A 22,583-nucleotide genomic window follows, 5' to 3' on the forward strand; every position below is an offset into this window, starting at 1 on the left:
CCTTTCGCTGGGGATGGGGTGCAGCCACTCTGCGACGGGTCTGCTCGTCACGGCAGGGGATGGCGGCTCTCCGCGGTGCGTGATACGGCGGAGGCTGAATACCCTGGATGCATGACCGTGCCCTCGCGTCCGCCCCCGGCGACGATCGCCGCCCCGATCGAGCACGAGCTGGTGATCCGCAAGTCGCGGTTCCTGACGCTGGTGGCTCCCGTGGGCTCCGCGGATGAGGCCGACGCGGTGATCGCTGCGGCGAGGAAGCGACACTGGGATGCCCGTCACCACTGCAGTGCGCAGGTGACGGGACTGCTCGGTGACCGGGCCCGGTCATCGGATGACGGCGAGCCGTCGGGGACCGCCGGGGTGCCGATGCTCGAGGTGCTGCGTCGGCGCGAGCTGACGGATGTCGTCGCCGTGGTGACCCGCTGGTTCGGCGGCATCAAGCTGGGAGCGGGCGGGCTGGTCCGGGCCTACTCGTCAGCGGTGTCGGGGGCGCTGGATCTCGCGTCGCTGGTGGATCGTCGGGTGCTGCAGCAGGTGCGCGTCACGCTGTCGCATGCGGATGCCGGGCGCTTCGACAATCTGCTTCGCGACTGGACAGGGCGCAGCGGCGCGGTGCTGGGCGAGACCTCGTACGCGGCGGAGGCGGAGTTCGTGGTGTGGGCACCGGGCGATGCCGTGGCCGGACTGCAGGCCGAGATCGCGGCCCTCTCGGCCGGCGAGGTGGTCGCGATCGCCACCGGTGTGGAGCGGGTTGTCGACGTGCCGCGCGGCGCGGGGCAGTGAGCTCTCAGCGGGCGAGGTCGGGTCAGCCGGCGAGGGCGGCGAGCACGGCATCCGACAGCGGGGGCCACGCCTCGATCGCCCACGGGCCGAAGTCCCGGTCGGCGAGGGCGACGCACGCGGCCCGGGCCTGCGGGTCGACCCACAGGAACGTTCCGCTCTGGCCGAAATGCCCGAAGGTGTCGGGCGAGTTGGCGCCCGACATCCAGTGCGGCGACTTCCCGTCGCGCAGCTCGAACCCCAGCCCCCAGTCGTTCGGGCGCTGCACGCCGTAGCCCGGCAGAACTCCGTCGAGGCCGGGGAACGCCACGGTCGTGGCGAGCGCCAGGGTCTGCGGGGCGAGCAGCGCGGGGCGCTGCAGCTCGGCGGCGAAGCGCGCGAGGTCGGCAGCAGTCGACTCGGCGCCCGCGCCTGCCGACCCGGTGAGCCTGGTCGACGACATGCCGAGCGGCGCGAAGACGGCCTCGTGGATGTAGGTCGAGAACGGGATCTCCGCCCGCGCCTCGAGCGTCTGCGCGAGCACCTCGAAGCCGCGGTTCGAGTAGATCCGGCGCGTGCCGGGCTCTGCGCGCACCTTGTCCTCCGAGAAGTCGAGGCCGGAGGTGTGCGCGAGCAGGTGCCGCACCGTCGACCCCGGGGGGCCCGCAGGGTCGTCGAGCTCGAAGACGCCCTCCTCGACCGCGACGAGAGCGGCGTACGCGGTGAGCGGCTTGGTGACGGAGGCCAGCCGGTAGACCCGGTCGAGGTCGCCGCGCGAGCCGAGAGGCGACCCGTCGGGGCCGATGACGACGACCGCGGCGCTGCCGACCTGCCAGTCGTCGATCTGGGTCAGGGCGTCGTCCATGGCGGTCATTCGTCCTCCGAAGCGTCTGCGTGCGTGTTCCGGCAGCCCGGCGCGCGCGTAGAAATCCTCCCATACGGGCTCGCGGCGTCATGGTCGGGGCATGCGAGAATCGCCGTATGAACGCGCGAGTGTCGAGGTCCGCTGCGGTGCTCGCCGGCCTCGCGCTGATCCTGTTCCCGCTGTTCGGCTTCGCGGTGAAGCTCGTCTATCCGGGGTGGATGCTCGTGCTCGCGATCTGGAGCAGCTGGCTGCTGATCCCGGGATATGTGATCCAGGTCGTGATCGCCGCCAGCGCGCTGCTGCGCCCGAGCGGCGTACTGCGCCACGCGAGGGGCGCGTGGCGCGCGCTCACCGCCGCATGGATCACCTCCGTGGGAGTTCTCGGCGTCGGATTCTTCCTGATCGACGGAGGCGACGACGGAGGCTCCGAATCGGCGATGACCGTGCTGTTCGGCGTGACCGGCTCTGCCGAGGCCAACGGGGTGTCGATGGTGTTCGCCCTGATCTGCGGTTTCCTCTGGATCGCCGGCTGGGTCTATCTCGTCGTCGAGTGGATCATCCAGCTGATCCTTCTGCGTCAGAGTCGGAAGCCGGTCTGACCGCGTCGGTGCGCCAGGTCCGCGGCATCCGCTCATATGTCGCGATGGCGTGGCAGTTGCGGCATCGAACGTCGCACTTCGCGATCTCCTCCGAGATGATCCGGATGCTGAACCCGTCCCGCACCATCTGCATCACGCCGGCCCGCTTGATCGCATCCGGGCGGTGGTCGAAGTCGAGGACGTGCCTGTCTGTGACACCGCAGTCGACGCAGGGATGCTCTCGCAGATGGTCGGCGATGAAGGTCTGAGATGCGCGCCGCTGGGCATCCGAACGCGCCCGGATGACGCGGATGTGGTGCTCCCGGTTCTTCCGGTAGTACTCGCGTGACGAGGCGCGGTTGCACTCTCTGCAGACCTCCTGCCTGCCGTCCTGACGGGCCGACTTCCGGTTGAAATCGGTGAGTGGTTTAGACTTCTGGCAGGTGCCGCAGCGCTTTTCACGCGGCATCGGCCCCCGTAGCTCAGAGGCAGAGCAACCGGCTTTTAACCGGTGGGTCGGGATGTCGGAATTCCCCGGGGGCACCTCTTCGATCGTCATGCGGAGTCCTTCCGTTCCGAGTGACTGTAGTGAGGGCATCCGACTCTCCACCGCACGCAGAAGCGCCCGCCGACTCTCGTCGGCGGGCGCTTCCGTCGGCCCGCGGATCCCCACACAGGCCGATCTCACCGCGTCACTCCTGCACGGCGGTCACGGGGTCACTGTGCCGGGGGCATCAGAACCGAGTCGATGAGGTAGACCGTGGCGTTCGCGGTCTGCACGCCACCGCAGATGACGTTGGCGTCGTTGACCATCCACTCGTCGCCCGAGCCGGTGACCTCGAGCTCGGCGCCCTGGACCGTCTTGTGCATGCCCTCGATGTCGGCCGGCGCGATCTGACCGGGGACGACGTGGTAGGTCAGGATCGACGTCAGCGTGTCGGCGTCGGTCTTCAGGCCCTCGATCGTCGCTGCGTCGATCTTGGCGAAGGCGTCGTCGACCGGGGCGAAGACGGTGAACTCGTCGCCGTTGAGCGTGTCGACGAGGTTCACGTCGGGGTTGAGCTCACCGCTGACCGCGGAGACGAGGGTGGTGAGCAGCGGGTTGTTCGATGCTGCCACGGCGACCGGGTCCTCCGACATGCCCTCGATGGAGCCGTCGCCGTCCGGCACCTGCTCGGCGTAGGCCTCGCAGCCAGGACCGACGAGGTTCGCGGCGGGATCCATCGTCTCGGGGGCCTCCGACGTCTCGGACGTCTCGGGTGCCATGGACTCCGAATCCGACGACGTGTTCGAGTCGCCTCCCATCGTGCATCCGGACAGGACGAGCACGCCGGCGAACCCGAGCGAGAGAGCGGCGGTGATCTTCTTCTTGGTGCTGAGCATTTCAACCTCCGGGGTTCCGAGCCGCGGACCTCCCGCGGCGTCGACGGTTGTTCGGAACCCCCTCCGAATCGGATGGGAACCAATCCGAATCGATTTCCCGAGCCGAAGGACCGGTGTCGGGAGGCTGGTCATGCCCCGCGCGCCCGTCCGCACATCGACGGGGTGGCGGTCGCGCGAGAGAGGAGGGATGCGGCATGCTTGTCGAGATGGTGATCGATGGTGTCGAGGTCCTCGAGGACGGGTCGTCCGGCGACCTCGCTGCCGACCTTCTCGTCCGCGTCGCCGACGGCGACCAGCGGGCGTTCGCGGAACTCTACGATCTGCTCTCGCCGCGTGTGTTCGCGCTGATCCTCAAGGTCGTCGTCAACCGCGCTCAGAGCGAGGAGGTGCTGCAGGAGGTCTTCCTGGAGATCTGGCAATCCGCTTCGCGCTTCGCTCCGAACAGAGGTCAGGGACGCTCCTGGGTGTTCACGATCGCACACCGTCGGGCCGTCGACCGGGTGCGCTCCTCGCAGTCGAGCACCGACCGCGACATGCGCGTCGGGGTGCGCGACCTCGGCGGTGAGCGAGACATGGTGCAGGAAGCAGTCGAGTCGAAGCTGGAAGGCGAGCGGGTCGTGACTGCGCTCGCCGCCCTGCCCGAGGCTCAGCAGGAAGCGCTCGTGCTGGCCTACTACGGCGGGTACAGCCAGAGCGAGATCTCGGCGCTCACGGGAGTGCCACTGGGAACGATCAAGACGAGAATGCGGGACGGACTGACGCGGTTGCGCGGGGAGATGGGGGTGTCAGCAGCATGAACGAGCAGGAATTCGCCGAGCTCGCGGCCGCCCACGCCCTCGGTGCGCTGTCGGATGCCGATGAGCGTCGCTTCGCTGACGCGCTCGCCGAGCACCCGCAGTGGCAGGCCATCGCCGACGACGACCACGACACCGTCGCGAACCTCGCCGACGGTCTGGTTCCCGTCGCGCCACCGCCCGCGCTGCGCGCGGACCTGCTGCGACGGATCACGACGCTGCCCCAGGGGGAGAGCGTCGCTCCCGCGGAATCCGCTCCAGCGGCGGGACCGGATGCCGGCGACCACGAGCGTGCGGCTGCGGGCTCGACGTCATCGAGTGCGCCGTGGCGACGGAGGATGTTCGTGCTCGCCGCCGGCCTCGCGCTGCTGGTGGGCGTCGGTGTCGCGACCACGACCGTGGTCTCGCAGCTGCAGCGACCGGCATCGGTCGTCGCGCTCGATGAGATCCGCTCCGCGCCCGATGCGGAACAGGCCAAGGTGGAGCTCCCCTCCGGTGCCACCGCGACGGCGCACTGGTCGGGCGAGGTCGGCAAGGCGGTTCTCGTGGCATCCGGACTCGACGATCTCGACGCCGACAAGAGCTACGAGCTCTGGTTCGTGCGCGGTGACAAGCCCATCGCGGCGGGTGTCTTCGACTCCGACGACGGAGAGGCGACGGCCCTGCTCGACGTGCCGATGCACGCCGGCGACGTCATCGCCGTCACGATCGAACAGGCCGGAGGATCGCCGTCGGGCTCCCCGACGACCGATCCGATCATCGTCATCCCGACGGCCTGAGCGCCCGCCACCAGGCGTACCCTGGACGGATGCCCGAGCAGTTCCATCGTCCCGTCCGCAGGCCGCCGGCGGCCTTCGACAACATCATCGGCGAGGCCGACCCTGCCGAGCAGTCCCGCGTCGCCCACGCCACGGCGTCCGCGCTGCTCGAGCGTGCGCGCAGCGATGAATCCGGAGCGGTCACCGAACGGCTGCTCGCCTTCGCCTCCGAGCACGGGATCGACGAGATCGCCGAGCTGTGGTCGCACGCCCCGGCGCGTTCGCTGCCCGGTGCGCTCTGGCGGCTGTACCTGCTGCAGATCGCGATCCGCGCGGATGCCCCGCTCACAGCGCTGCTGTACGAGCGCGGGCGGGTCGAGCTGCACACCGCCGACGCGGCTATCGCCGGTGCTCCCGCGCCGGCCGACCCGGGTGAGCTGGTCGATCTCGTCGACGCGATCCTGCGCGGTGTGTTCCGCGGCGACTTCTCGGTGGCGCTGGAGCGCGCCGCCGCGTACTGCCGCGTGCAGGCATCCGGTGCGACCCACACGGCCGACGACTACGAGCAGACCGAACCGCGGCGGGCGAGCGACCTCACCCGCCGTGCGCTGCGGCTGACCACCTACGCCGAGGACCTCTCCGCGTCGGCGGCGTCGTGGCGGCGCGGCATGCTGACCTGAACCGCGCAGAAGCAGAAGAAAAGCCGGACCGCAAGAACGCCTCTCGGCGGAAGGCCGCTCGCAGCGGCGAATATTGGAGCCCGGGGTTATGCGGCCCGGCCGATCAAGTGTAACGCGTCTCCGGCGCGGGTATTCCCGCCCGCTCTAAGCTGTGCACATGGCTCAGCGCTTCGCCCTCATGATCGCCCCGGCCGACGCCGACGACGACCGCGCCGACTTCACCGACACCTTCACCGCGATGGATGTCGCGGCTCCCGCGCTCAGCGTGGGCGAGCTCAGCACGCAGCGGGGTGACGGGGTGTTCGAGTCGATCGGGGTCGTCGACGGGCATGCGAACGAGATCGAGGCGCACGTGCAGCGTCTCGCGCACTCCGCGCGGCTGTGCGATCTGCCCGCGCCGAACCTCGCACAGTGGCGGCAGGCCATCGACGCGGTCGCGGCGCACGCACCGGCGGGTGAGGCGGTCATCAAGCTGATCCTCAGCCGCGGCGTCGAGCACGGTCCGGCCCCCACGGCCTGGGCGACCGTCGCCGCAGCCCCCGACTTCAGCGCGGTGCGACGCGACGGTGTGAAGGTCGTCACTCTCGACCGGGGATACGACCTCGGCGCGGGGGAGCGGGCGCCGTGGCTGCTGCTCGGGGCGAAGACGCTGTCGTACGCGGTGAACATGGCGGCGCTGCGCGAGGCGCGCCGCCGCGGTGCCGACGATGCGATCTTCGTCACCCGCGACGGCTACGTGCTCGAGGCTCCCACTGCCTCGCTGATCCTGCGCTCGGGCGACGAGTTCCTCACTCCGGCCCCGGCGGGCGGCATCCTGCACGGCACCACGCAGCTCAGCGTCTTCGAGCACCTGCATTCCCGCGGGTTCACCACGCGCTACGCGACGCTGACGGCGACCGACCTGACGAAGGCGGATGCGGCCTGGCTCGTCTCGAGCATCCGCCTCGCCGCCGCGATCACCGCCGTCGACGGCGCGCCTCTGGCATCCGATCCCGAACTCACCGCCGAGCTGAACGCCTTCCTGCTCTCACCGCGCTGATCCGCTTCTCGGGCGGTCCGGGCGCTCGAGAACTCCGACAGCTCAGAGCGCGTGACTCACCCGAACCGGCCCGAGACGTAGTCCTCGGTGGCCTGCACGGCCGGGGTCGTGAAGATGGTCGAGGTGTCGTCGAACTCGATGAGCTTGCCCGGCTTGCCGGTGCCGGCGATGTTGAAGAACGCCGTCTTGTCGGACACGCGGCTGGCCTGCTGCATGTTGTGCGTCACGATGACGATCGTGTACTCGTTCTTGAGATCCTGGATGAGCTCCTCGATCGCGAAGGTCGAGATCGGGTCGAGGGCCGAGCACGGCTCGTCCATCAGCAGCACCTCGGGCGAGACCGCGATCGCGCGAGCGATGCACAGACGCTGCTGCTGGCCGCCGGACAGGCCGGAGCCGGGCTTGTCGAGACGGTCCTTGACCTCGTTCCAGAGGTTCGCGCCCATCAGCGACTTCTCGACCAGCGCGTCCTGATCGCTCTTCGACATCTTGCCGTTGTTGAGCTTCACCCCCGCGAGCACGTTCTCCTTGATCGACATCGTGGGGAACGGGTTCGGGCGCTGGAAGACCATGCCCACCTGGCGGCGCACGAGCACCGGGTCGATCCCCGCGCCGTACAGGTCCTTCCCGTCGAGCAGCACCTCGCCCTCGACGCGCGCGCCGGGGATGACCTCGTGCATGCGGTTCAGGGTGCGCAGGAAGGTCGACTTGCCGCAGCCGGACGGGCCGATGAAGGCGGTCACGCTGCGCGGCTGGATCTCGAGGGAGACGCCTTCCACGGCGAGGAAGTCGCCGTAGTAGACGTTGAGGTCGTTGACTTCGATGCTCTTGGACATGTCGGGTTCCTTCGGGTTCGGGTGCGGCTCAGCGGCCGGCGGTCTTCGGGGCGAACAGCTTCGCGATCAGACGCGCCAGCAGGTTCAGCAGCATGACGATGAGGATCAGGGTGAGCGCGCCCGCCCAGGCGCGTGCGACGGAGGCATCGGCCGCAGTTCCCTGATTCATGTAGGAGTTGTAGACGAACACCGGGAGGGTCATCATCTGGCCGTTCACGAGGTTCGTGTTCAGGCTCGCGGTGTACCCCGCGGTCAGCAGCAGCGGCGCGGTCTCGCCGATGACGCGCGAGATGGCGAGCATCACCGAGGTGGTGATGCCGGCGATCGAGGTGGGCAGCACGATCTTCAGGATCGTCAGCCACTTCGGCACGCCCAGGGCGTACGAGGCCTCGCGCAGCTCGTTCGGCACGATGCGCAGCAGCTCCTCGCTGCCGCGCACGACGACCGGCACCATCAGCACCGCCAGCGCGAGAGCACCCATCAACCCCATCGAGATGCCCGGTCGCACGAGCAGCGCGAAGACCGAGTAGACGAACAGACCGGCGACGATCGACGGGATGCCCGTCATCACGTCGACGAGGAACGTGATGCCCTTGGCGATGCGGCCGCGGCCGTACTCGACGAGGTAGATGGAGGTCATCAGGCCGATCGGGACGGCGATCAGCGTCGCAGCCAGCGTGACGAGCACGGTTCCCCAGATGGCGTGCACGATGCCGCCGCCCTCGCCGACGATGTTGCGCATCGAGAAGGTGAAGAACTCGACGTCGAAGCGGCCGATGCCGTTGGCGATGACGGTCCACAGCAGCGAGATGAGCGGCAGCAGCGCGACGACGAACGCCGAGCTGACGAGCGCCGTCATGAGGCGGTCGACGGCCTTGCGCCGGCTCTCGGCGATCGACGAGACGACCGTGATGAGAACCATGTAGATCAGCACCCCGACGACGACGGCGCCGGCGATGTTGAAGTCGGCCGGGTCGGCGCCGATGGCGCCGAGGGCGAAGACGGTGAACGAGATGGCGAGGGATGCCCCGAGCAGCGCCCACGGCGCCCACGGGGCGAGCCGGCCGGCGGTGAGGGAGGTCGAGGCAGGGGCGGCGGTGAGCGTGGTCATGTCAGTTCGCTCCAGAGAACTCGGCGCGACGGGCCACGATCCAGCGGGCCAGCGCGTTCACCGCGAAGGTCACGACGAACAGCACCAGGCCGGTGGCGATCAGGGTGTTCACGCCGGTGTCGTGCGCCTCGGGGAACGCCAGGGCGATGTTCGCGGGGATCGGGGTGGGGTTGGTGGCGGTGAGCACCAGGAAGCTGTAGACGGCGGCGGGGGAGAGCACCATGGTCACGGCCATGGTCTCGCCGAGCGCACGGCCGAGGGCGAGCATGACCGCCGAGACCATTCCGCCGCGGGCGAAGGGCAGCACGGCCATGCGCACCATCTCCCAGCGGGTGGCGCCGAGCGCGAGCGCGGCCTCCTCATGCAGCTTCGGGGTCTGCAGGAACACCTCGCGGCAGATGGCGGTCATGATCGGGATGACCATGACGGCGAGCACCACGGCGGCGGTCATGATGGTCTTGCCGGTCGAGGAGACCTGGCCGCCGAAGATCGGGATCCACCCGGCGTTCTCGTTCAGCCAGGCGTACACCGGCTGCAGCAGTGGCGCGAGCACCAGTCCGCCCCAGAGGCCGAACACGACCGAGGGCACGGCCGCGAGCAGGTCGATCACGTACCCGAGCACGCCGGCCAGGCGACGCGGGGCGTAGTGCGAGATGAACAGGGCGATGCCGATCGCGACGGGTGTGGCCATCAGCAGGGCGAGGAAGGATGCCCAGACGGTGCCGAACGCGAGCGGTCCGACGTACTCCCAGAAGGAGCGGCCCTCGAGGATGTGGTTGTCGGTCGTGTCGGGGGCGAACGCCGGCAGGCTCTGCACCAGGAGGAATGCGGCCACCGCGGCGAGCACGACGAGGATGATGATGCCGGCGCCCAGCGCGCTGCCCGAGAACACCCGGTCGCCGAGGCGCTGCTTGGCTCTGATCGGGGCAGGGGGTGCCTGCCTGGTCGTCGTGCTCATGGTCTCCGTTTCGGGTCGAAGGTCGAATGAGGCGGACTCTCTGATGCCCCCGCGCCGGATCGGACGCGGGGGCACCGGGGTCAGCTGGTCGTGATCGGTCAGCCGACCTTGATCGTGTCGATGGCGGCGAGGACCTTCTCGCGCAGCCCGTCCGAGATCGGGGCGCTGCCGGCGTTGTCGGCAGCGGCCTGCTGGCCCTCCTCGCTCGCGACGTACTCGAGGTACGTCTTCACGAGCTCGGCCTTGTTCTGGTCCTCGTACTGCTCGCAGGCGATCAGGTAGCTGACCAGTGCGATCGGGTACGAGCCGGCGGGGGCTGCGGCGGGGTCGACGTCGAACACCAGGTCGGCGTCGCCGCGGCCCTCCTCCAGCGGCGAGGCCTCCACGAGCGCGGCTGCGGCCTCGGCCGAGTACGCCACGTACTCGCCCTCGACGCCCACCTTCACCTGGCCGAGACCGGTGGTCTGCGAGGCGTCGGCGTAGCCGATCGCGCCGTTGCCGGCCTTGATCGCCTGCACGACACCCGACGTGCCCTGTGCGGCCTCGCCGCCCTGGAGAGGCCACACGCCGTCGGCCTCGGCGGTCCACACATCGGGAGCGGTCGCGTTCAGGTATGCGGTGAACGTCTCGGTGGTGCCCGAGTCGTCGGAGCGGTGCACGGGCGAGATCGCCAGGTCAGGCAGCTCGACGCCCTCGTTCTGCGCGGCGATCGCCTCGTCGTTCCAGTTGGTGATCGAGCCCGCGAAGATGCCGGCGATCGTCTTCGCGTCGAGGTTCAGCTCGTCGACGCCCTCGAGGTTGAACGCGACGGCGACGGGGGAGATGTACAGCGGCACCTCGACGATGCCCTCGGACGAGCAGGTCTTGAAGCCGTCGGCGAACTCGTCGAGCTTGAACGCGCGATCCGAGCCGATGAAGTCGCTCGCGCCGGCGATGAAGTTCTCACGGCCCGTTCCCGACCCGGTCGGCTCGTAGTTGATGGTGACGCCGGTGTTCGCGGTCTGGAAGGCGGCGACCCAGGCCTCCTGTGCGGCGCCCTGGGACGATGCGCCGGTGGCCTTCAGCGTGCCCTCGAGGTTCGAGGCCACGGCGGCGTCGGAGTCGCCGGCGGGGGCTTCGTTCGCGGCGCAGCCGGCGAGTGCGAGGGCGGCGACAGCGCCGACGGCGCTGATACGAGCGATGCGGGTGATCTTCACTGTGGATCCGTTCGATCGGGGAATGTGTACGGCCCGGTGCAGGGCACACAGTGACGCTAGAAGCCTCGGTTAACGAGACTCTCCCCGACAGGTGAACGGCAGGTGAACGAGGTGCGGACAGTCGGCACGGCGTCCGCCCGCGCGGGTGTCAGATCTTCGGCTCGTGCGTCTCGATGGAGATGATCCCCGAGCCGGGGTTGGTGGCGGAGAGGTGCACCACGCTGAACGCCGCGACGTTCAGGGCGCTGGCGCTCTCGACGTACGAGCCGTGCACGGTCCCGGTGGCGAGCGCGAGTTCCGACAGGATGCCGGGCAGCACCGGTCCGTGGCTGCACAGCACGGTCGCCTTGCGTGCGCGCACCCGGCGTCCGACCACCGAGCGTACGTCGGCGGCATTTGCCTCCCAGGCGTCCTGGCTGAGCTTCGCGGTCACCCGCGCCATCCGGCCGAGCTTGCGCTCCAGCGGTGCGACCGTCTGCGTGCAGCGCACCGCGTCGCTGGTGACGATCCGCCGCACGCCGAAGGCCCGCAGCGGGCCGACGATCGCCTTGGCCTGCAGCAGTCCCTTGTCGGTGAGCGGGCGCGCGGCATCCGCCTCATGCCAGTCCGAGCGCGAGACGGCCTTCGCATGCCGCAGCGCGATGACGGGGAAGGTGCGCAGCACGCCGTCGTCGACGAGCCGGATGAAGTTGTCGAGGATCTCGACGTCGACGGGGTAGCTGAGGTGCTTGCGCGCCTTCTTCAGGCTCACCCACTCGACGCCGGAGATCTCGCCGTTGGGCACGAACGTCGAGGCGCGGATCGCGTCGTCGGTCGCCTCGGCGGCCCAGTAGTGCACGACCTTCTGCCGCTTCGGGCGCATCCAGTACTTGCTGACGCCGACCGGCACCCCCAGCGAGACCCGGATGCCGGTCTCCTCGCGCACCTCGCGCACGGCGGTCTCGGCGAGCATCTCGCCGGGGTCGACCTTGCCCTTGGGCAGCGTCACGTCCCGGTACTTCGTCCGATGGATCAGCAGCACCCGGATCTTGTCGTCGACGAGGCGCCAGACGACGGCGCCGGCCGCGTAGACCGCCGAGTCGCTCATCGGATCGTGCGCTTGCTGCGACGCCGCCGACCCTGCACGGCCGCCATGGTCAGATCCTGCAGGTCGACCAGCGGTGCTCCGTCGACCTCGGCGACGCGCTTCCACTCACCGCCCTCGCCGAGATGCCAGGAGTTCGTGTGCGGGTCCATCGCCAGGTCGAACAGCGCATGCAGCTCCTGCAGGTGCGCCGGATCGCGGAGGCGCACCAGCGCCTCGACGCGGCGGTCGAGATTTCGGTGCATCATGTCGGCGCTTCCGATGTAGACGATCGGCGCGCCGTCGTTCTCGAACATGAACAGCCGGGAGTGCTCGAGATAGCGGCCCAGGATGCTGCGCACCGTGATGTTGTCGCTGACGCCGGGCAGGTCGACGCGCAGGCTGCAGATGCCGCGCACCCACACGTCGACCTTCACGCCGGCCATGCTGGCGCGGTACAGGCCGTCGATGATCTCCTCGTCGACCATCGAGTTGACCTTGATGCGGATGCGCGCCGGCTTGCCGGCCTCGGCGTTGCGCCGCTCGGCGTCGATGTGCCGCAGCAGCCCCTTGCGGAGGTGGCGCGGTGCGACGAGCAGGTGCTTGAACTTCTTCTCGATCGCGTAGCCGCTCAGCTCGTTGAACAGCCGGGTCAGATCCTTGCCCACCTGCGGGTCGGCGGTGAACAGGCCGAAGTCCTCGTAGATGCGGCTGGTCTTCGGGTTGTAGTTGCCGGTGCCGATGTGCGAGTAGTGGCGCAGCACGCCGTCCTCCTCGCGGATGATCAGCGCCAGCTTGCAGTGCGTCTTGAGCCCGACCAGCCCGTAGACCACGTGCACGCCGGCCTTCTCGAGCTTGCGCGCCCAGACGATGTTGTTCGCCTCGTCGAATCGCGCCTTCACCTCGACCAGCGCGAGCACCTGCTTGCCCGCTTCGGCCGCATCGATGAGCGCCTGCACGATCGGGCTGTCGCCCGACGTGCGGTACAGGGTCTGCTTGATGGCGAGCACATGCGGGTCGCGGGCGGCCTGCTCGAGGAACGCCTGCACGCTGGTCGCGAACGACTCGTACGGGTGGTGCACGAGCACATCCGCCTTGCGGATCGACTGGAAGATGTCGGCGCGCTCGTTGCTGTCGCCGGGCTGGAACGCCACCGCGGTGGTGGGCAGATGCGGCGGATAGCGCAGATCGGGACGATCGAGACGGCCCAGGTCGAACAGTCCGCGCAGGTCGAGCGGTCCGGGCAGTCGGTAGACCTCCTGATCGGTGATGTCGAGCTCCTTGATCAGCAGCTCGAGCGTCACCTCGTCCATGTCGTCGGTGATCTCGAGGCGGATCGGCGGGCCGAAGCGCCGGCGCAGCAACTCGGCCTCGAGCGCCTGGATGAGGTTCTCGCTCTCGTCCTCCTCGATCTCGACGTCCTCGTTGCGGGTGAGGCGGAACGCGTGGTGGTCGAGCACCTCCATGCCGGGGAACAGGTCGTCGAGGTGATTGGCGATGAGCTCCTCGAGGCGGATGAACCGGGTGATCGCGCTGACACCCGGCACCTCGACGAAGCGCGGCAGCATGGTCGGCACCTTCAGACGCGCGAAGTCCTGCCTGCCGGTGCGCGCGTTGCGGATGCGGATCGCGAGGTTCAGCGACAGGCCCGAGATGTAGGGGAACGGGTGTGCCGGGTCGACGGCGAGCGGCATCAGCACGGGGAAGACCTGCGCTTGGAAGTACTCCCCGAGCGCACCGCGCTCGGCATCGGTGAGGTCGTCCCACTCGGTGATCTCGATGCCGGCGTCGGCGAGAGCAGGTCTCACGAGGTCATTCCACGCCGCGGCGTGCCGCAACTGCAGAGCGTGCGCGTCTCGGGAGATGTCGGCGAGCACGTCGCTGGGAGCGCGTCCGACGTTCGTCGGCACCGCCAGGCCCGTCAGGATGCGCCGCTTGAGCCCTGCGACCCTGACCATGAAGAACTCGTCGAGGTTGCTCGCGAAGATCGCGAGGAAGTTCGCCCGCTCGAGCTCCGGCAGCGACGGGTCCTCGGCGAGCTCGAGCACGCGCTGGTTGAACGCCAGCCAGCTCAGCTCGCGGTCGTGGTAGCGGTGGTCGGGGAGCACCGCGTCAGGGGCTTCATGCGCATCGAAGTCGTCGTCCTCTGCATCTCCGAGGCCGGTGTCGACAAGGGCGGGTTCCATCATGGGGTACATCTTTGCACCCGTCGGTGACGGATAAGCGAACTCAGCCGGCCGATGTGGACTGCTCGTCGTGCAGATTGAAGCGGTAGCCGACGTTGCGCACGGTTCCGATGATCTGCTCCGCCTCGCCGAGCTTGGCGCGCAGGCGTCGCACGTGCACGTCGACCGTGCGCGTGCCGCCGAAGTAGTCGTATCCCCACACGTCGCTCAGCAGCTGCTCGCGGGTGAACACCCGCGAGGGGTGCGTGGCGAGGAAGTGCAGCAGCTGGAACTCCTTGTACGTGAGATCCAGCGGGCGCCCGTGCAGCCGGGCGCTGTACGACTGCTCGTCGATGGTGATGCCGGAGGCCTGCACGTGGACGGGCGCCGCGGCATCCACCCGCGCCAGGGCGAGCCGGAGTCGCGCGTCGATCTCGGCCGGTCCGGCCGTGTTCAGGAGGACGTCGTCGAAGCCCCAGTCCGCGGCGATCGCGCTCATGCCGCCCTCGGTCACGACCAGCAGCACCGGCGCCTCGGTGCCGGCCGTGCGCAGCAGTCGGCAGGCGGCGCGCGCCGCGACGAGATCACCGCGCGCGTCGACGAGCACGGCGTCGCAGTCGGGGAGGTCCAGCAGGCGGGCAGCGTCCAGCGGGTGGCGGCGGATGCCGTGCGACAGCAGCTCGAGCGCGGGCAGGGCGGGATCCCCTTCGGGAGCGGAGGTGAGTGCCAGCACGAGGACCACGCGTCAATGCTAGCGGCGAGCCCGCAGCTGATGACGGGCTTCCCAGGTGGCGCAGAACACGGCCACTACGATGGCACCATGTCTGAACCGGCCATCGCCCCGCGCAACGCCTTCCACGGCGTCGTCGCGGTCTGGATCGCGTCGCTGGTCATCGCGGTGACGCTCGGCATCGTCCTGCCCGACGAGGTCAGGGTCGGCTGGCTGCTGATCGCCTTCGGCGGCGTCGTGCTGCTGTCGTTCGCCGTGCAGCTGGCCTACGGGCGCGCGCAGGGGTTCATCGTGCGCGTCGCCGGCAGCGTGGTCGGCGCGCTGGTGGTGATGGGCCTGGTGTCGGCGGCGTTCGGCATCGCCACGCTCGCCTCGGCCATCTGACCGCACCGCCTGCCGCGAGGTAGAGTGGACGCATGGACCTCGTCGCGCTCGAATTCTTCTTCCTCGGTCTGCTGGGGCTTGCGAGCCTCGCGATCGTGTTCGTCTCGGGCGTCGTGCTCGTCAACCTGTTCCGCGGCCAGCGCTGACCCGACGTCGTCGTGATCGAGCTGCCCACCGATCTTCCGGCCGACCTCGCACCGCTGTCGTGGCTGCTCGGTGTCTGGGAGGGCACCGGCGTCATCGAGTACACCGCGGGCGAGCGGCGCTACCAGGGCGAGTTCTCGCACCGCGTGAGCTTCAGCCATGACGGCGGACCGTTCCTGAACTACGCCGCCTCCGCCTCCTTCCTCGGCGCCGAGGGGGCCGACGAGCCGGTGGCCCTCCTCGCCGAGACGGGCTTCTGGCGTCTCGCGCGCCCCGTCACCGATGCCGATCCCGGCCCGGCTCTGCTGCCGCCGGTCGCGTCGGCCGAGCCGCGGACGGTCGACGACGTCGAGGCTCTGCGCACCGACGACGGGTTCCCGCTGCAGGTGTCGGTGGCGCACTCCGACGGCACGCTCGAGCTGTATCTCGGCCGCATCTCCGGCCCGCGCATCGACATCGCCACCGATGCCGTCGTGCGCCCTGCGGGCAGCAGGGCGTACTCGGCGGCGAGCCGCATGTACGGTCTGGTCGACGGCCATCTGCTGTGGGCGTGGGACATCACCGCCCTCGGCGAGAAGCTGAAGTCGCATGCGTCGGCGCGACTGGCGAAGGCCTGACATGGCGACGTTCGACGGCATCCCGGGCGCCGTGCGCGAGGGCGAGCTGATCGTGCACTTCGGCAACCCGCTCGTCGAGCAGCGCCGCCTGGTGTCCGGTGATGCGCTCGCCCCGCTCGTCGACCGGGTTCTCATCGAGGTCGCGGGCGACGACCGGCTGACCTGGCTCGACTCGATCACCTCCCAGTCGGTGGCGCGGTTGCGCGCCGGCGAGAGCACCGAGCTGCTCGTGCTCGACCCGCAGGGCCGTGTCGAGCATGCCGCGGGGGTCTTCGAGGACGGCTCATCGGTCTGGCTGATCGCCGACGACGGGGATGCCGAGAAGCTGGCGACCTGGCTGCAGCGCATGGTCTTCCGCTCGCGGGTCACGGTGACCGTGCGGGCGGATGCGGCGCTGGTCGGCTTCTTCGCCGGCGGCGACGCCGAGGCGCGGATCACGGCAGCCGCTCCGCACGGCGTGCCGCTCATCTGGCGCGATCCGTGGGCGCGCGTGCAGCCCGGCGGTCACCAGTACGCCGTCACCCCCGAGCATCCCGCGGCCGACTGGGCCTGGAGCGTCGCCGTCGTCGACGACGCCCGCTCCGTCACCGCGCCATTCGCCGGTGCGCTCGCCGCGGAGGCGCTGCGCATCGCCGCCTGGCGGCCGCGCTGGGCTCGCGAGGTCGACGATCGCAGCATCCCGCACGAGTCCGACTGGATCCGCAGTGCCGTGCACCTGAGCAAGGGCTGCTATCGCGGGCAGGAGACGGTCGCCAAGGTGCACAACCTCGGGCACCCGCCTCGCCGCCTCGCCGCGCTTCTGCTCGACGGCAGCGACGTGGTCATGCCCTCGCCCGGCGACGTCGTGCTGGCGGGGGATGCCGAGGTCGGCCACATCACGTCCGTCGCCATGCACCACGAGGACGGGCCGATCGCGCTCGCGATCCTGTCGCGTCGTGCGCCCGCCGGCGAGCTGATCGTGCGTGCGGGGGAGACCCTGATCGCGGCGGCCCAGCAGGTGATCGTGCCCGCCGACGCGGGCGCCACCGCCGAGGTGCCGCGTCTGACCCGCCTCTCTCGCCGCCCCGCCGGCGAGGACCCGCGCAAACCCCGCTGACCCGCAGCTCCCCTTCCTCTGCACGTCGATCGACAACGGGAGAGGGGAGAGGGGAGCAGGGGAGCAGGTCAGTCGACCGGGGCGACGGCCGACCAGGGGACGGTGAGCTCACCGAGACGCCAACGGTGCTTCGCGCCCTGCACGGGTACCCCCTGCGCACGCAGCGCCGACACGGCGGCGAGCCATCGCTGCACCGGCCCGAAGGTCGACAGTGCGGCTGCGCGGTCCCACTCGCGATCCAGCGCGGAGAGAAGGTCGTGGATCCGCTCGCCGGGCACGTTGCGATGGATGAGAGCCTTCGGCAGTCGCTCGGCGACGACCCCCGGATGCTCGAGCTGAGCCAGCCGGAGTGAGATCGTGAACCTGACAGGCTGGCCCTGGCTCGTGACATCGATCCAGCTGGCGATGCGGCCGATCTCGTCGCAGGTGCCCTCGACGAGCATTCCGCCCGGTGCGAGTCGGGATGCGACGCGCTGCCACGCGTCGTGCACGTCGGCTTCGTCGTACTGGCGCAGCACGTTCATCGCCCGGATCACCGAGGGCCGTCGTCCACCGCCCAGCGGCACCTCGAAACCGCCGTGGGCGAACGCGACCGGCAGGTCGGCGGCGAAGGGGGTGCGGCCCGCCCGCAGCTCGTCGAGCTGGGCGCGGGCCGTCGCGACCCGCTGCGGGTCGATCTCGAGGCCCAGCACCTCGGCATCCGCTCGCGCCCGCCGCAGCCTGGTCGCGAGTTCAAATGCCGTGACGCCGCTGGCGCCGTAGCCGAGGTCGACGACGAGCGGATCGGATGCCCTGCGGAGGGCCTCCGACGCCGCGATCCACCGATCGTTGCGCCGCAGCCGGTTCGTCCCCGTCGTACCTCGCGTCGGATTCCCCACAGGTGCGCTCATCTCCCTCATTCTTCCTCACTCCCTCCTCCTCGCTCGTGCCTCACGCAAGCAGTCAAGGGCGGAGTGGCCTTGTCGGAATGAGCATTGGGGAGGAGCGAAGCGGAGGGGCCCCACTCTGCGAATGAAGACAAGGTCACGCAGCCCGTCACCCACCGCCAGGATCGATAAAGTGGAAGCCATGACGCGCACCCTGATCCTGCTCCGCCACGGCCAGAGCGAATGGAACCAGCTCAACCTCTTCACCGGATGGGTGGACGTCCGCCTGACCGATCAGGGCAAGGCCGAGGCCCGCCGCGGCGGCGAACTGCTGGCCGAGTCGGGTCTGCTGCCCGATGTGCTGCACACGTCGCTGCTCAGCCGCGCGATCCAGACTGCGAACATCGCCCTCGACGCCGCCGATCGCCTGTGGATCCCGGTGACCCGCTCGTGGCGCCTCAACGAGCGCCACTACGGCGCGCTGCAGGGCAAGGACAAGGCGCAGACGCTCGAGGAGTTCGGGCCTGAGCAGTTCCAGCTGTGGCGTCGCTCGTTCGACGTGCCGCCGCCCCCGCTCGACGACGACAGCGAGTTCAGTCAGGTGGGCGACGCGCGCTACGCCGACATCGACGGCGAGGTGCCCCGCACCGAATCCCTCAAGCTCGTCATCGACCGTCTGCTGCCGTATTGGAACGACTCGATCGTGCCCGACCTCGAGGCGGGCAAGACGGTGCTGGTCACCGCGCACGGCAACTCGCTGCGCGGTCTGGTCAAGCACCTCGACGGGATCAGCGACGACGACATCGCCGGGCTGAACATCCCCACGGGCATTCCGCTGGTGTACGAGCTCGACGAGAACAACGTCCCCACGGGACCGAGCCGCTACCTCGACCCCGAGGCCGCCGCGGCCGGCGCCGCGGCCGTCGCCGCGCAGGGCAAGAAGTAACGCCGACACCCCGACTCACCGCCGAGACCCCGTGCTGCTGACGTCTGCAGCACGGGGTCTCGGCGATGTCACGGGGTGTCGGCGATCAGACGCCCGACGAGCCGATCAGGACGCCGCCGGGCCGGACTGCGTCGACTGGGCGGAGGCTGCCAGCGCGATGTCCTCCTCCTGCACCGCCCAGTCGCCGGTGGCGAGGTAGACGACCTTCTTCGCGACGGCGACGGCGTGGTCGGCGAAGCGCTCGTGGTAGCGGCTGGCGAGCGTCGCATCGACGGTCGCGGTCGCCTCGCCCTTCCAGTTGTCGCTGAGCACCTTCTCGAACACGCTGGCGTGCAGCTCGTCGACGTCGTCGTCGGCGTTGCGGATCTCGTCGGCGAAGCGCAGGTCCTGCGTGCGCAGCAGGTCGGCGAGGGTGCCGGAGATCTGCACGTCGAGCTCGCCCATCCGCCGGAAGGTGCCCTTCAGGCCCTTCGGCACGGCGCGCTCGGGGAAGCGCAGGCGAGCGAGCTGGGCGATGTGCTCGGCCATATCGCCCATGCGCTCCAGCGACGCGCTCACGCGCAGCGCGGTGATCACGATGCGCAGGTCTCGGGCGACCGGCTGCTGCCTGGCGAGGATCTCGATCGCCTGCTCATCGAGCGCGACCGCGAGCTCGTCGATCTTCGCGTCGTCGGCGATCACCTCCTCGGCCAGCGCCACGTCGCTCTCGGCGAACGCCGTGGTGGCCTTCTGGATCGCGACGGTGACCAGGTCGGCGATCTCGACGAGACGCGACTGCAGCTCTTCGAGGGACTGATGGAAGACTTCGCGCATATCGGCGCAACCTTTCGTCGGGGGTTCGGCACGGCATGCCGAGGGCACACGCTCGCGCGGCCGGAACGATTGTCCGCGGTGAAGGTTAACGAACGGTGCCGGGAACGTGAATACTAACCTCTTCGTCGCGTCACGGCGCGGTGTGCGGCGGTCAGTGAGCGGGCGGGCCTCTACTGTGGAGGCATGGATCCCGCCCAGCTCGCGCTGTTCGCCCTCGCCGTGGGAGCGCTGATCGGAGCGGGCGCCGTGCTGCTGGTCAACTGGGCCTACCGGGTGCGCGCGATCGCCCTGCAGGAGACGTCCGCGGCGGTCCCGCCGGGCGTCGCGGACGTGCTCGCGAGCATGGACGACGCCGCCTGCGTCCTCGATGCCTCCGGCCTGGTGGTCGCAAGCTCCAACGCGGCGGCGCGCTTCGGCATCCGGGACGGGGCCGTGCTCGACAACATCGATCTGCGACGGCTGGTGCGTGCGGTGCGCGACGGCGGCGCCAGCACGACCGAGACGATCCGGCTCACCGGCGGCGCGTCCTTGGATCCTCGTCTGGTATCGGCACGCGCCAGTTCGGTCGGGCCGCAGCTGACCCTGCTGATCATCCGCGACGTCACCGAGCGCGAGAGACTCGATCAGATGCGCACCGACTTCGTCTCGAACACGAGCCACGAGCTGAAGACGCCGGTCGCGTCGGTCAGTCTTCTCGCCGAGGCGATCGAATCCGCGGCCGACGACGCCGAGCAGGTGCGCATCTTCGCCGCGCGGATCTCGGCCGAGGCCGCCCGGCTCGGCCAGCTCACCGGGCGCATCCTCAGCCTGTCGCGGCTGCAGGCGGCGGAGAGCCTGTCGCAGATCGAGCCGGTCTCCATCGACGAGGTCGTCGCCGCGTCAATCGACGCGCACTCGGTGCAGGCCGAGTCGGCGGGCGTCGAGCTCAGTCGTGGCGGTGAGCGCGGGCTGTGGGTGCGCGGAGACGCCCAGGTGCTCGTCGAGGCGGTCGGCAATCTCATCGCCAACGCGATCGTGTACTCGCCGAGCGGCTCGCGAGTCGGCGTCGGGGTGAAGCTCGACGGGGAAGTCGTCGAGATCGCCGTGACCGATCAGGGGATCGGGATCTCGGATGCCGATCGCGAGCGGATCTTCGAGCGCTTCTACCGTGCGGATGAGGCGCGCTCGCGCCGCACCGGTGGCACCGGGCTGGGCCTGTCGATCGTGAAGCATGCGACCCAGCGGCACGGCGGCGAGGTGCGGGTGTGGTCGCGGCTGGGCCGCGGCTCGACGTTCACCATGCGACTGCCGCGAGCCGAGGGGCCCGAGAAGGCCTCTGACAGGAAGCCCAAGAGGAAGACCAAGAAGAAGCGTGCGAGCGGGGATGCCCGCACCCGCGACACCCGGAACGGAGAGTTCGCATGACCCGCATCCTGCTCGTCGAGGATGAGCCCGATCTGGCCGATCCGCTCGCCTACCTGCTGCGGCGCGAGGGCTACGAGGTCGAGATCTGCGAGGACGGTCCTGGCGCGCTGACGGCGTTCCGCGAGCGCGGGGCCGACATCATCCTGCTCGATCTCATGCTGCCCGGCATGGCCGGCACCGAGGTGTGCCGCCGGGTGCGGCAGAGCTCGAGCGTGCCGATCATCATGCTCACGGCGAAGGACTCCGAAGTCGACATCGTGGTGGGCCTCGAGCTCGGCGCCGACGACTACATCACCAAGCCGTACTCGTCGCGCGAGCTGCTGGCCCGCATGCGCGCTGTGCTGCGGCGCGTCGGGCAGGCCGACACCGCGATCGACGAGAGCGTGCTGGAGGGGGGCCGGGTCACGCTCGACATCGACCGGCACACGGTCTCGGTCGACGGCTCCGAGATCAACATGCCTCTGAAGGAGTTCGAGCTGCTCGAGCTGCTGATGCGCAACGCCGGTCGGGTGCTGACCAGGGGCCAGCTGATCGACCGTGTCTGGGGCAGCGACTACTTCGGCGACACGAAGACCCTCGACGTGCACATCAAGCGCATCCGCTCCCGCATCGAGCAGAACCCCGGGGAGCCGGTCATGCTCGTCACCGTGCGCGGGCTCGGCTACCGCTTCGAGGGCTGAGCGCTCCGAACGCGGAAGAGGCCGGTTCCGCGGGGAACCGGCCTCTTCTGCGTCGCGGCTGCCGCCGCGGAAGTCAGGATGCCGCGTCGAACGGCTCAGCGGCCGGCACGAGGTCGGCGTACTGGGGCAGCGAGCCGTCGAGCACGGGGACCTCGGCGGGCACGGCCTCACCGTCGCCGGCCACGATGAGCACCTCGACCGTGGCGCCGGGCTTGACGTCGAGGTTCTCGATGCGCAGCGGCATCTCGTCGGCCCCGAGGCTGACGCGGTCCTCGCTGGGCACCCGCAGGGTGAGCTGCTCACCGGCGACGTCGATGTCGACGGTCGTGGTCTTGGAGCCCTCGTTCACGAACGCGCCGACGAGGTTGCCGACGCCGCCGTCCTCGGTGGTGACGACGAACACGTTGCGGGCGACGACGTCGCCGCCGGTCTTGTCGATGTTCACGCCGTCGGACGCCGAGTAGGGGATCGTGGTCGCCTGATGCGTGATGAAGGTGCATCCGGTCGTTCCGAGCGCGAGCGCCGAGCCCAGGGCGACGACGGCGACGAGACGCGGAGCGATGGACGCAGCAGAGCGCGAGTTCACGGATCCTCCTGAGGTGCGACGGGTGTCCTGGATCAGTGTAGTGGGTCGAGGGCTGTCGGCGATGACGGATGCCACCGCGCGGCGGATCGGCGCGAACCTTACTGCATAACGGCTGTGGTATCCTGGAGATTG

Annotated in this window: 24 protein-coding genes and 1 tRNA gene; 13 read left to right on the plus strand and 12 right to left on the minus strand. The window is 69.7% G+C overall.

Annotated elements, in window-relative coordinates; genetic code table 11:
* Positions 1–111 precede the first annotated feature (111 nt).
* On the plus strand, positions 112–783 hold the full coding sequence (locus tag V2S04_RS04290; protein WP_413637221.1) for an IMPACT family protein: 672 nt from the start codon (positions 112–114) through the stop codon (positions 781–783).
* 22 nt (positions 784–805) lie between these two features.
* Here the strand turns inward: V2S04_RS04290 and V2S04_RS04295 are convergent, their stop codons facing one another.
* Positions 806–1,633: a serine hydrolase domain-containing protein gene (locus tag V2S04_RS04295; protein WP_413637222.1), complete on the minus strand. Its 828-nt coding sequence runs from the start codon at positions 1,631–1,633 to the stop codon at positions 806–808.
* Positions 1,634–1,740: 107 nt separating this feature from the next.
* Between V2S04_RS04295 and V2S04_RS04300 the strand changes: the two genes are divergently transcribed.
* Together V2S04_RS04300 and V2S04_RS04305 are read left to right on the plus strand one after the other, a co-directional pair.
* On the plus strand, positions 1,741–2,223 hold the full coding sequence (locus tag V2S04_RS04300) for a hypothetical protein (protein ID WP_413637223.1): 483 nt from the start codon (positions 1,741–1,743) through the stop codon (positions 2,221–2,223).
* Between the two features lie 450 nt (positions 2,224–2,673).
* Positions 2,674–2,745, plus strand: a tRNA-Lys gene (locus V2S04_RS04305).
* A gap of 174 nt (positions 2,746–2,919) precedes the next feature.
* Here the strand turns inward: V2S04_RS04305 and V2S04_RS04310 are convergent.
* The gene (locus V2S04_RS04310) at positions 2,920–3,585 is read right to left on the minus strand and encodes a fasciclin domain-containing protein (protein WP_413637224.1); all 666 of its coding nucleotides are present in this window, start codon (positions 3,583–3,585) and stop codon (positions 2,920–2,922) included.
* 194 nt (positions 3,586–3,779) lie between these two features.
* Between V2S04_RS04310 and sigK the strand changes: the two genes are divergently transcribed.
* From sigK to V2S04_RS04330, 4 genes are all read left to right on the plus strand, one after another.
* The gene (gene sigK / locus V2S04_RS04315; protein WP_413637225.1) at positions 3,780–4,382 is read left to right on the plus strand and encodes an ECF RNA polymerase sigma factor SigK; all 603 of its coding nucleotides are present in this window, start codon (positions 3,780–3,782) and stop codon (positions 4,380–4,382) included.
* The gene (locus V2S04_RS04320; RefSeq protein ID WP_413637226.1) at positions 4,379–5,158 is read left to right on the plus strand and encodes an anti-sigma factor domain-containing protein; all 780 of its coding nucleotides are present in this window, start codon (positions 4,379–4,381) and stop codon (positions 5,156–5,158) included. Before sigK ends, V2S04_RS04320 begins: the two co-directional genes overlap by 4 nt.
* Positions 5,159–5,187: 29 nt before the next feature.
* Positions 5,188–5,817 carry a DNA-directed RNA polymerase subunit beta gene (locus V2S04_RS04325; RefSeq protein ID WP_413637227.1) on the plus strand — a complete coding sequence of 210 codons (630 nt, stop codon included), beginning with the start codon at positions 5,188–5,190 and terminating at the stop codon, positions 5,815–5,817.
* A gap of 157 nt (positions 5,818–5,974) precedes the next feature.
* Entirely contained in the window at positions 5,975–6,856 is an 882-nt protein-coding gene (locus V2S04_RS04330; protein ID WP_413637228.1) for an aminodeoxychorismate lyase, read from the plus strand.
* A 56-nt stretch (positions 6,857–6,912) separates the two neighbouring features.
* Here V2S04_RS04330 and pstB read toward each other — a convergent pair whose 3' ends face one another.
* The 7 genes from pstB to V2S04_RS04365 form a co-directional block, all read right to left on the minus strand.
* The gene (pstB, locus tag V2S04_RS04335; protein WP_340086339.1) at positions 6,913–7,692 is read right to left on the minus strand and encodes a phosphate ABC transporter ATP-binding protein PstB; all 780 of its coding nucleotides are present in this window, start codon (positions 7,690–7,692) and stop codon (positions 6,913–6,915) included.
* 28 nt (positions 7,693–7,720) lie between these two features.
* Positions 7,721–8,803: a phosphate ABC transporter permease PstA gene (gene pstA / locus V2S04_RS04340; RefSeq protein WP_413637229.1), complete on the minus strand. Its 1,083-nt coding sequence runs from the start codon at positions 8,801–8,803 to the stop codon at positions 7,721–7,723.
* Between the two features lies 1 nt (position 8,804).
* On the minus strand, positions 8,805–9,761 hold the full coding sequence (gene pstC / locus V2S04_RS04345; protein ID WP_099197004.1) for a phosphate ABC transporter permease subunit PstC: 957 nt from the start codon (positions 9,759–9,761) through the stop codon (positions 8,805–8,807).
* Between the two features lie 98 nt (positions 9,762–9,859).
* Positions 9,860–10,957 carry a phosphate ABC transporter substrate-binding protein PstS gene (gene pstS, locus V2S04_RS04350; RefSeq protein WP_110555141.1) on the minus strand — a complete coding sequence of 366 codons (1,098 nt, stop codon included), beginning with the start codon at positions 10,955–10,957 and terminating at the stop codon, positions 9,860–9,862.
* A 148-nt stretch (positions 10,958–11,105) separates the two neighbouring features.
* Entirely contained in the window at positions 11,106–12,044 is a 939-nt protein-coding gene (locus V2S04_RS04355; RefSeq protein ID WP_413637230.1) for an NUDIX hydrolase, read from the minus strand.
* Positions 12,041–14,209 (minus strand): RNA degradosome polyphosphate kinase, encoded by a 2,169-nt coding sequence (locus V2S04_RS04360; RefSeq protein WP_413637231.1) that lies wholly within the window; start codon positions 14,207–14,209, stop codon positions 12,041–12,043. Before V2S04_RS04360 ends, V2S04_RS04355 begins: the two co-directional genes overlap by 4 nt.
* A 40-nt stretch (positions 14,210–14,249) precedes the next feature.
* A complete protein-coding gene (locus V2S04_RS04365) occupies positions 14,250–14,927 on the minus strand; it encodes a winged helix-turn-helix transcriptional regulator (protein WP_413637232.1) in 678 nt (225 codons plus the stop codon).
* Between the two features lie 78 nt (positions 14,928–15,005).
* On the opposite strand from V2S04_RS04365, the gene V2S04_RS04370 reads away from it, so the two are divergent.
* From V2S04_RS04370 to V2S04_RS04380, 3 genes are all read left to right on the plus strand, one after another.
* Positions 15,006–15,299 (plus strand): hypothetical protein, encoded by a 294-nt coding sequence (locus V2S04_RS04370; RefSeq protein WP_099196691.1) that lies wholly within the window; start codon positions 15,006–15,008, stop codon positions 15,297–15,299.
* A 158-nt stretch (positions 15,300–15,457) separates the two neighbouring features.
* The gene (locus V2S04_RS04375) at positions 15,458–16,060 is read left to right on the plus strand and encodes an FABP family protein (protein ID WP_099196692.1); all 603 of its coding nucleotides are present in this window, start codon (positions 15,458–15,460) and stop codon (positions 16,058–16,060) included.
* A 1-nt stretch (position 16,061) separates the two neighbouring features.
* Positions 16,062–17,156 (plus strand): YgfZ/GcvT domain-containing protein, encoded by a 1,095-nt coding sequence (locus tag V2S04_RS04380; RefSeq protein WP_413637233.1) that lies wholly within the window; start codon positions 16,062–16,064, stop codon positions 17,154–17,156.
* A gap of 68 nt (positions 17,157–17,224) precedes the next feature.
* On the opposite strand, the gene V2S04_RS04385 is transcribed toward V2S04_RS04380, so the two are convergent.
* On the minus strand, positions 17,225–18,055 hold the full coding sequence (locus V2S04_RS04385; protein ID WP_413637234.1) for a class I SAM-dependent methyltransferase: 831 nt from the start codon (positions 18,053–18,055) through the stop codon (positions 17,225–17,227).
* A gap of 169 nt (positions 18,056–18,224) precedes the next feature.
* On the opposite strand from V2S04_RS04385, the gene V2S04_RS04390 reads away from it, so the two are divergent.
* On the plus strand, positions 18,225–18,968 hold the full coding sequence (locus V2S04_RS04390; RefSeq protein WP_413637235.1) for a phosphoglyceromutase: 744 nt from the start codon (positions 18,225–18,227) through the stop codon (positions 18,966–18,968).
* Positions 18,969–19,073: 105 nt separating this feature from the next.
* Here V2S04_RS04390 and phoU read toward each other — a convergent pair whose 3' ends face one another.
* Entirely contained in the window at positions 19,074–19,781 is a 708-nt protein-coding gene (gene phoU / locus V2S04_RS04395; RefSeq protein ID WP_099196342.1) for a phosphate signaling complex protein PhoU, read from the minus strand.
* A gap of 183 nt (positions 19,782–19,964) precedes the next feature.
* On the opposite strand from phoU, the gene V2S04_RS04400 reads away from it, so the two are divergent.
* Both V2S04_RS04400 and V2S04_RS04405 read left to right on the plus strand, forming a co-directional pair.
* Entirely contained in the window at positions 19,965–21,185 is a 1,221-nt protein-coding gene (locus V2S04_RS04400; protein ID WP_340086348.1) for a sensor histidine kinase, read from the plus strand.
* Positions 21,182–21,865, plus strand: coding sequence for a response regulator transcription factor (locus V2S04_RS04405; protein WP_340086349.1), 684 nt, complete (start codon positions 21,182–21,184; stop codon positions 21,863–21,865). Before V2S04_RS04400 ends, V2S04_RS04405 begins: the two co-directional genes overlap by 4 nt.
* A 73-nt stretch (positions 21,866–21,938) precedes the next feature.
* On the opposite strand, the gene V2S04_RS04410 is transcribed toward V2S04_RS04405, so the two are convergent.
* Positions 21,939–22,451 (minus strand): DNA modification methylase, encoded by a 513-nt coding sequence (locus V2S04_RS04410; RefSeq protein WP_413637236.1) that lies wholly within the window; start codon positions 22,449–22,451, stop codon positions 21,939–21,941.
* Positions 22,452–22,583: the final 132 nt, after the last annotated feature.

It is taken from the genome of Microbacterium sp. OR21, from assembly GCF_047306785.1.
In the GTDB taxonomy this organism is placed as follows: Bacteria; Actinomycetota; Actinomycetes; order Actinomycetales; family Microbacteriaceae; genus Microbacterium; species Microbacterium esteraromaticum_E.

Coding starts and splice junctions, on each gene's coding strand:
- V2S04_RS04290 (WP_413637221.1), top strand. CDS start 112: ATGACCGTGCCCTCGCGTCCGCCCCCGGCGACGATCGCCGCCCCGATC.
- V2S04_RS04295 (WP_413637222.1), bottom strand. CDS start 1,633: ATGACCGCCATGGACGACGCCCTGACCCAGATCGACGACTGGCAGGTC.
- V2S04_RS04300 (WP_413637223.1), top strand. CDS start 1,741: ATGAACGCGCGAGTGTCGAGGTCCGCTGCGGTGCTCGCCGGCCTCGCG.
- V2S04_RS04310 (WP_413637224.1), bottom strand. CDS start 3,585: ATGCTCAGCACCAAGAAGAAGATCACCGCCGCTCTCTCGCTCGGGTTC.
- sigK (WP_413637225.1), top strand. CDS start 3,780: ATGCTTGTCGAGATGGTGATCGATGGTGTCGAGGTCCTCGAGGACGGG.
- V2S04_RS04320 (WP_413637226.1), top strand. CDS start 4,379: ATGAACGAGCAGGAATTCGCCGAGCTCGCGGCCGCCCACGCCCTCGGT.
- V2S04_RS04325 (WP_413637227.1), top strand. CDS start 5,188: ATGCCCGAGCAGTTCCATCGTCCCGTCCGCAGGCCGCCGGCGGCCTTC.
- V2S04_RS04330 (WP_413637228.1), top strand. CDS start 5,975: ATGGCTCAGCGCTTCGCCCTCATGATCGCCCCGGCCGACGCCGACGAC.
- pstB (WP_340086339.1), bottom strand. CDS start 7,692: ATGTCCAAGAGCATCGAAGTCAACGACCTCAACGTCTACTACGGCGAC.
- pstA (WP_413637229.1), bottom strand. CDS start 8,803: ATGACCACGCTCACCGCCGCCCCTGCCTCGACCTCCCTCACCGCCGGC.
- pstC (WP_099197004.1), bottom strand. CDS start 9,761: ATGAGCACGACGACCAGGCAGGCACCCCCTGCCCCGATCAGAGCCAAG.
- V2S04_RS04355 (WP_413637230.1), bottom strand. CDS start 12,044: ATGAGCGACTCGGCGGTCTACGCGGCCGGCGCCGTCGTCTGGCGCCTC.
- V2S04_RS04360 (WP_413637231.1), bottom strand. CDS start 14,209: ATGATGGAACCCGCCCTTGTCGACACCGGCCTCGGAGATGCAGAGGAC.
- V2S04_RS04370 (WP_099196691.1), top strand. CDS start 15,006: ATGTCTGAACCGGCCATCGCCCCGCGCAACGCCTTCCACGGCGTCGTC.
- V2S04_RS04380 (WP_413637233.1), top strand. CDS start 16,062: ATGGCGACGTTCGACGGCATCCCGGGCGCCGTGCGCGAGGGCGAGCTG.
- V2S04_RS04385 (WP_413637234.1), bottom strand. CDS start 18,055: ATGAGGGAGATGAGCGCACCTGTGGGGAATCCGACGCGAGGTACGACG.
- V2S04_RS04390 (WP_413637235.1), top strand. CDS start 18,225: ATGACGCGCACCCTGATCCTGCTCCGCCACGGCCAGAGCGAATGGAAC.
- phoU (WP_099196342.1), bottom strand. CDS start 19,781: ATGCGCGAAGTCTTCCATCAGTCCCTCGAAGAGCTGCAGTCGCGTCTC.
- V2S04_RS04400 (WP_340086348.1), top strand. CDS start 19,965: ATGGATCCCGCCCAGCTCGCGCTGTTCGCCCTCGCCGTGGGAGCGCTG.
- V2S04_RS04405 (WP_340086349.1), top strand. CDS start 21,182: ATGACCCGCATCCTGCTCGTCGAGGATGAGCCCGATCTGGCCGATCCG.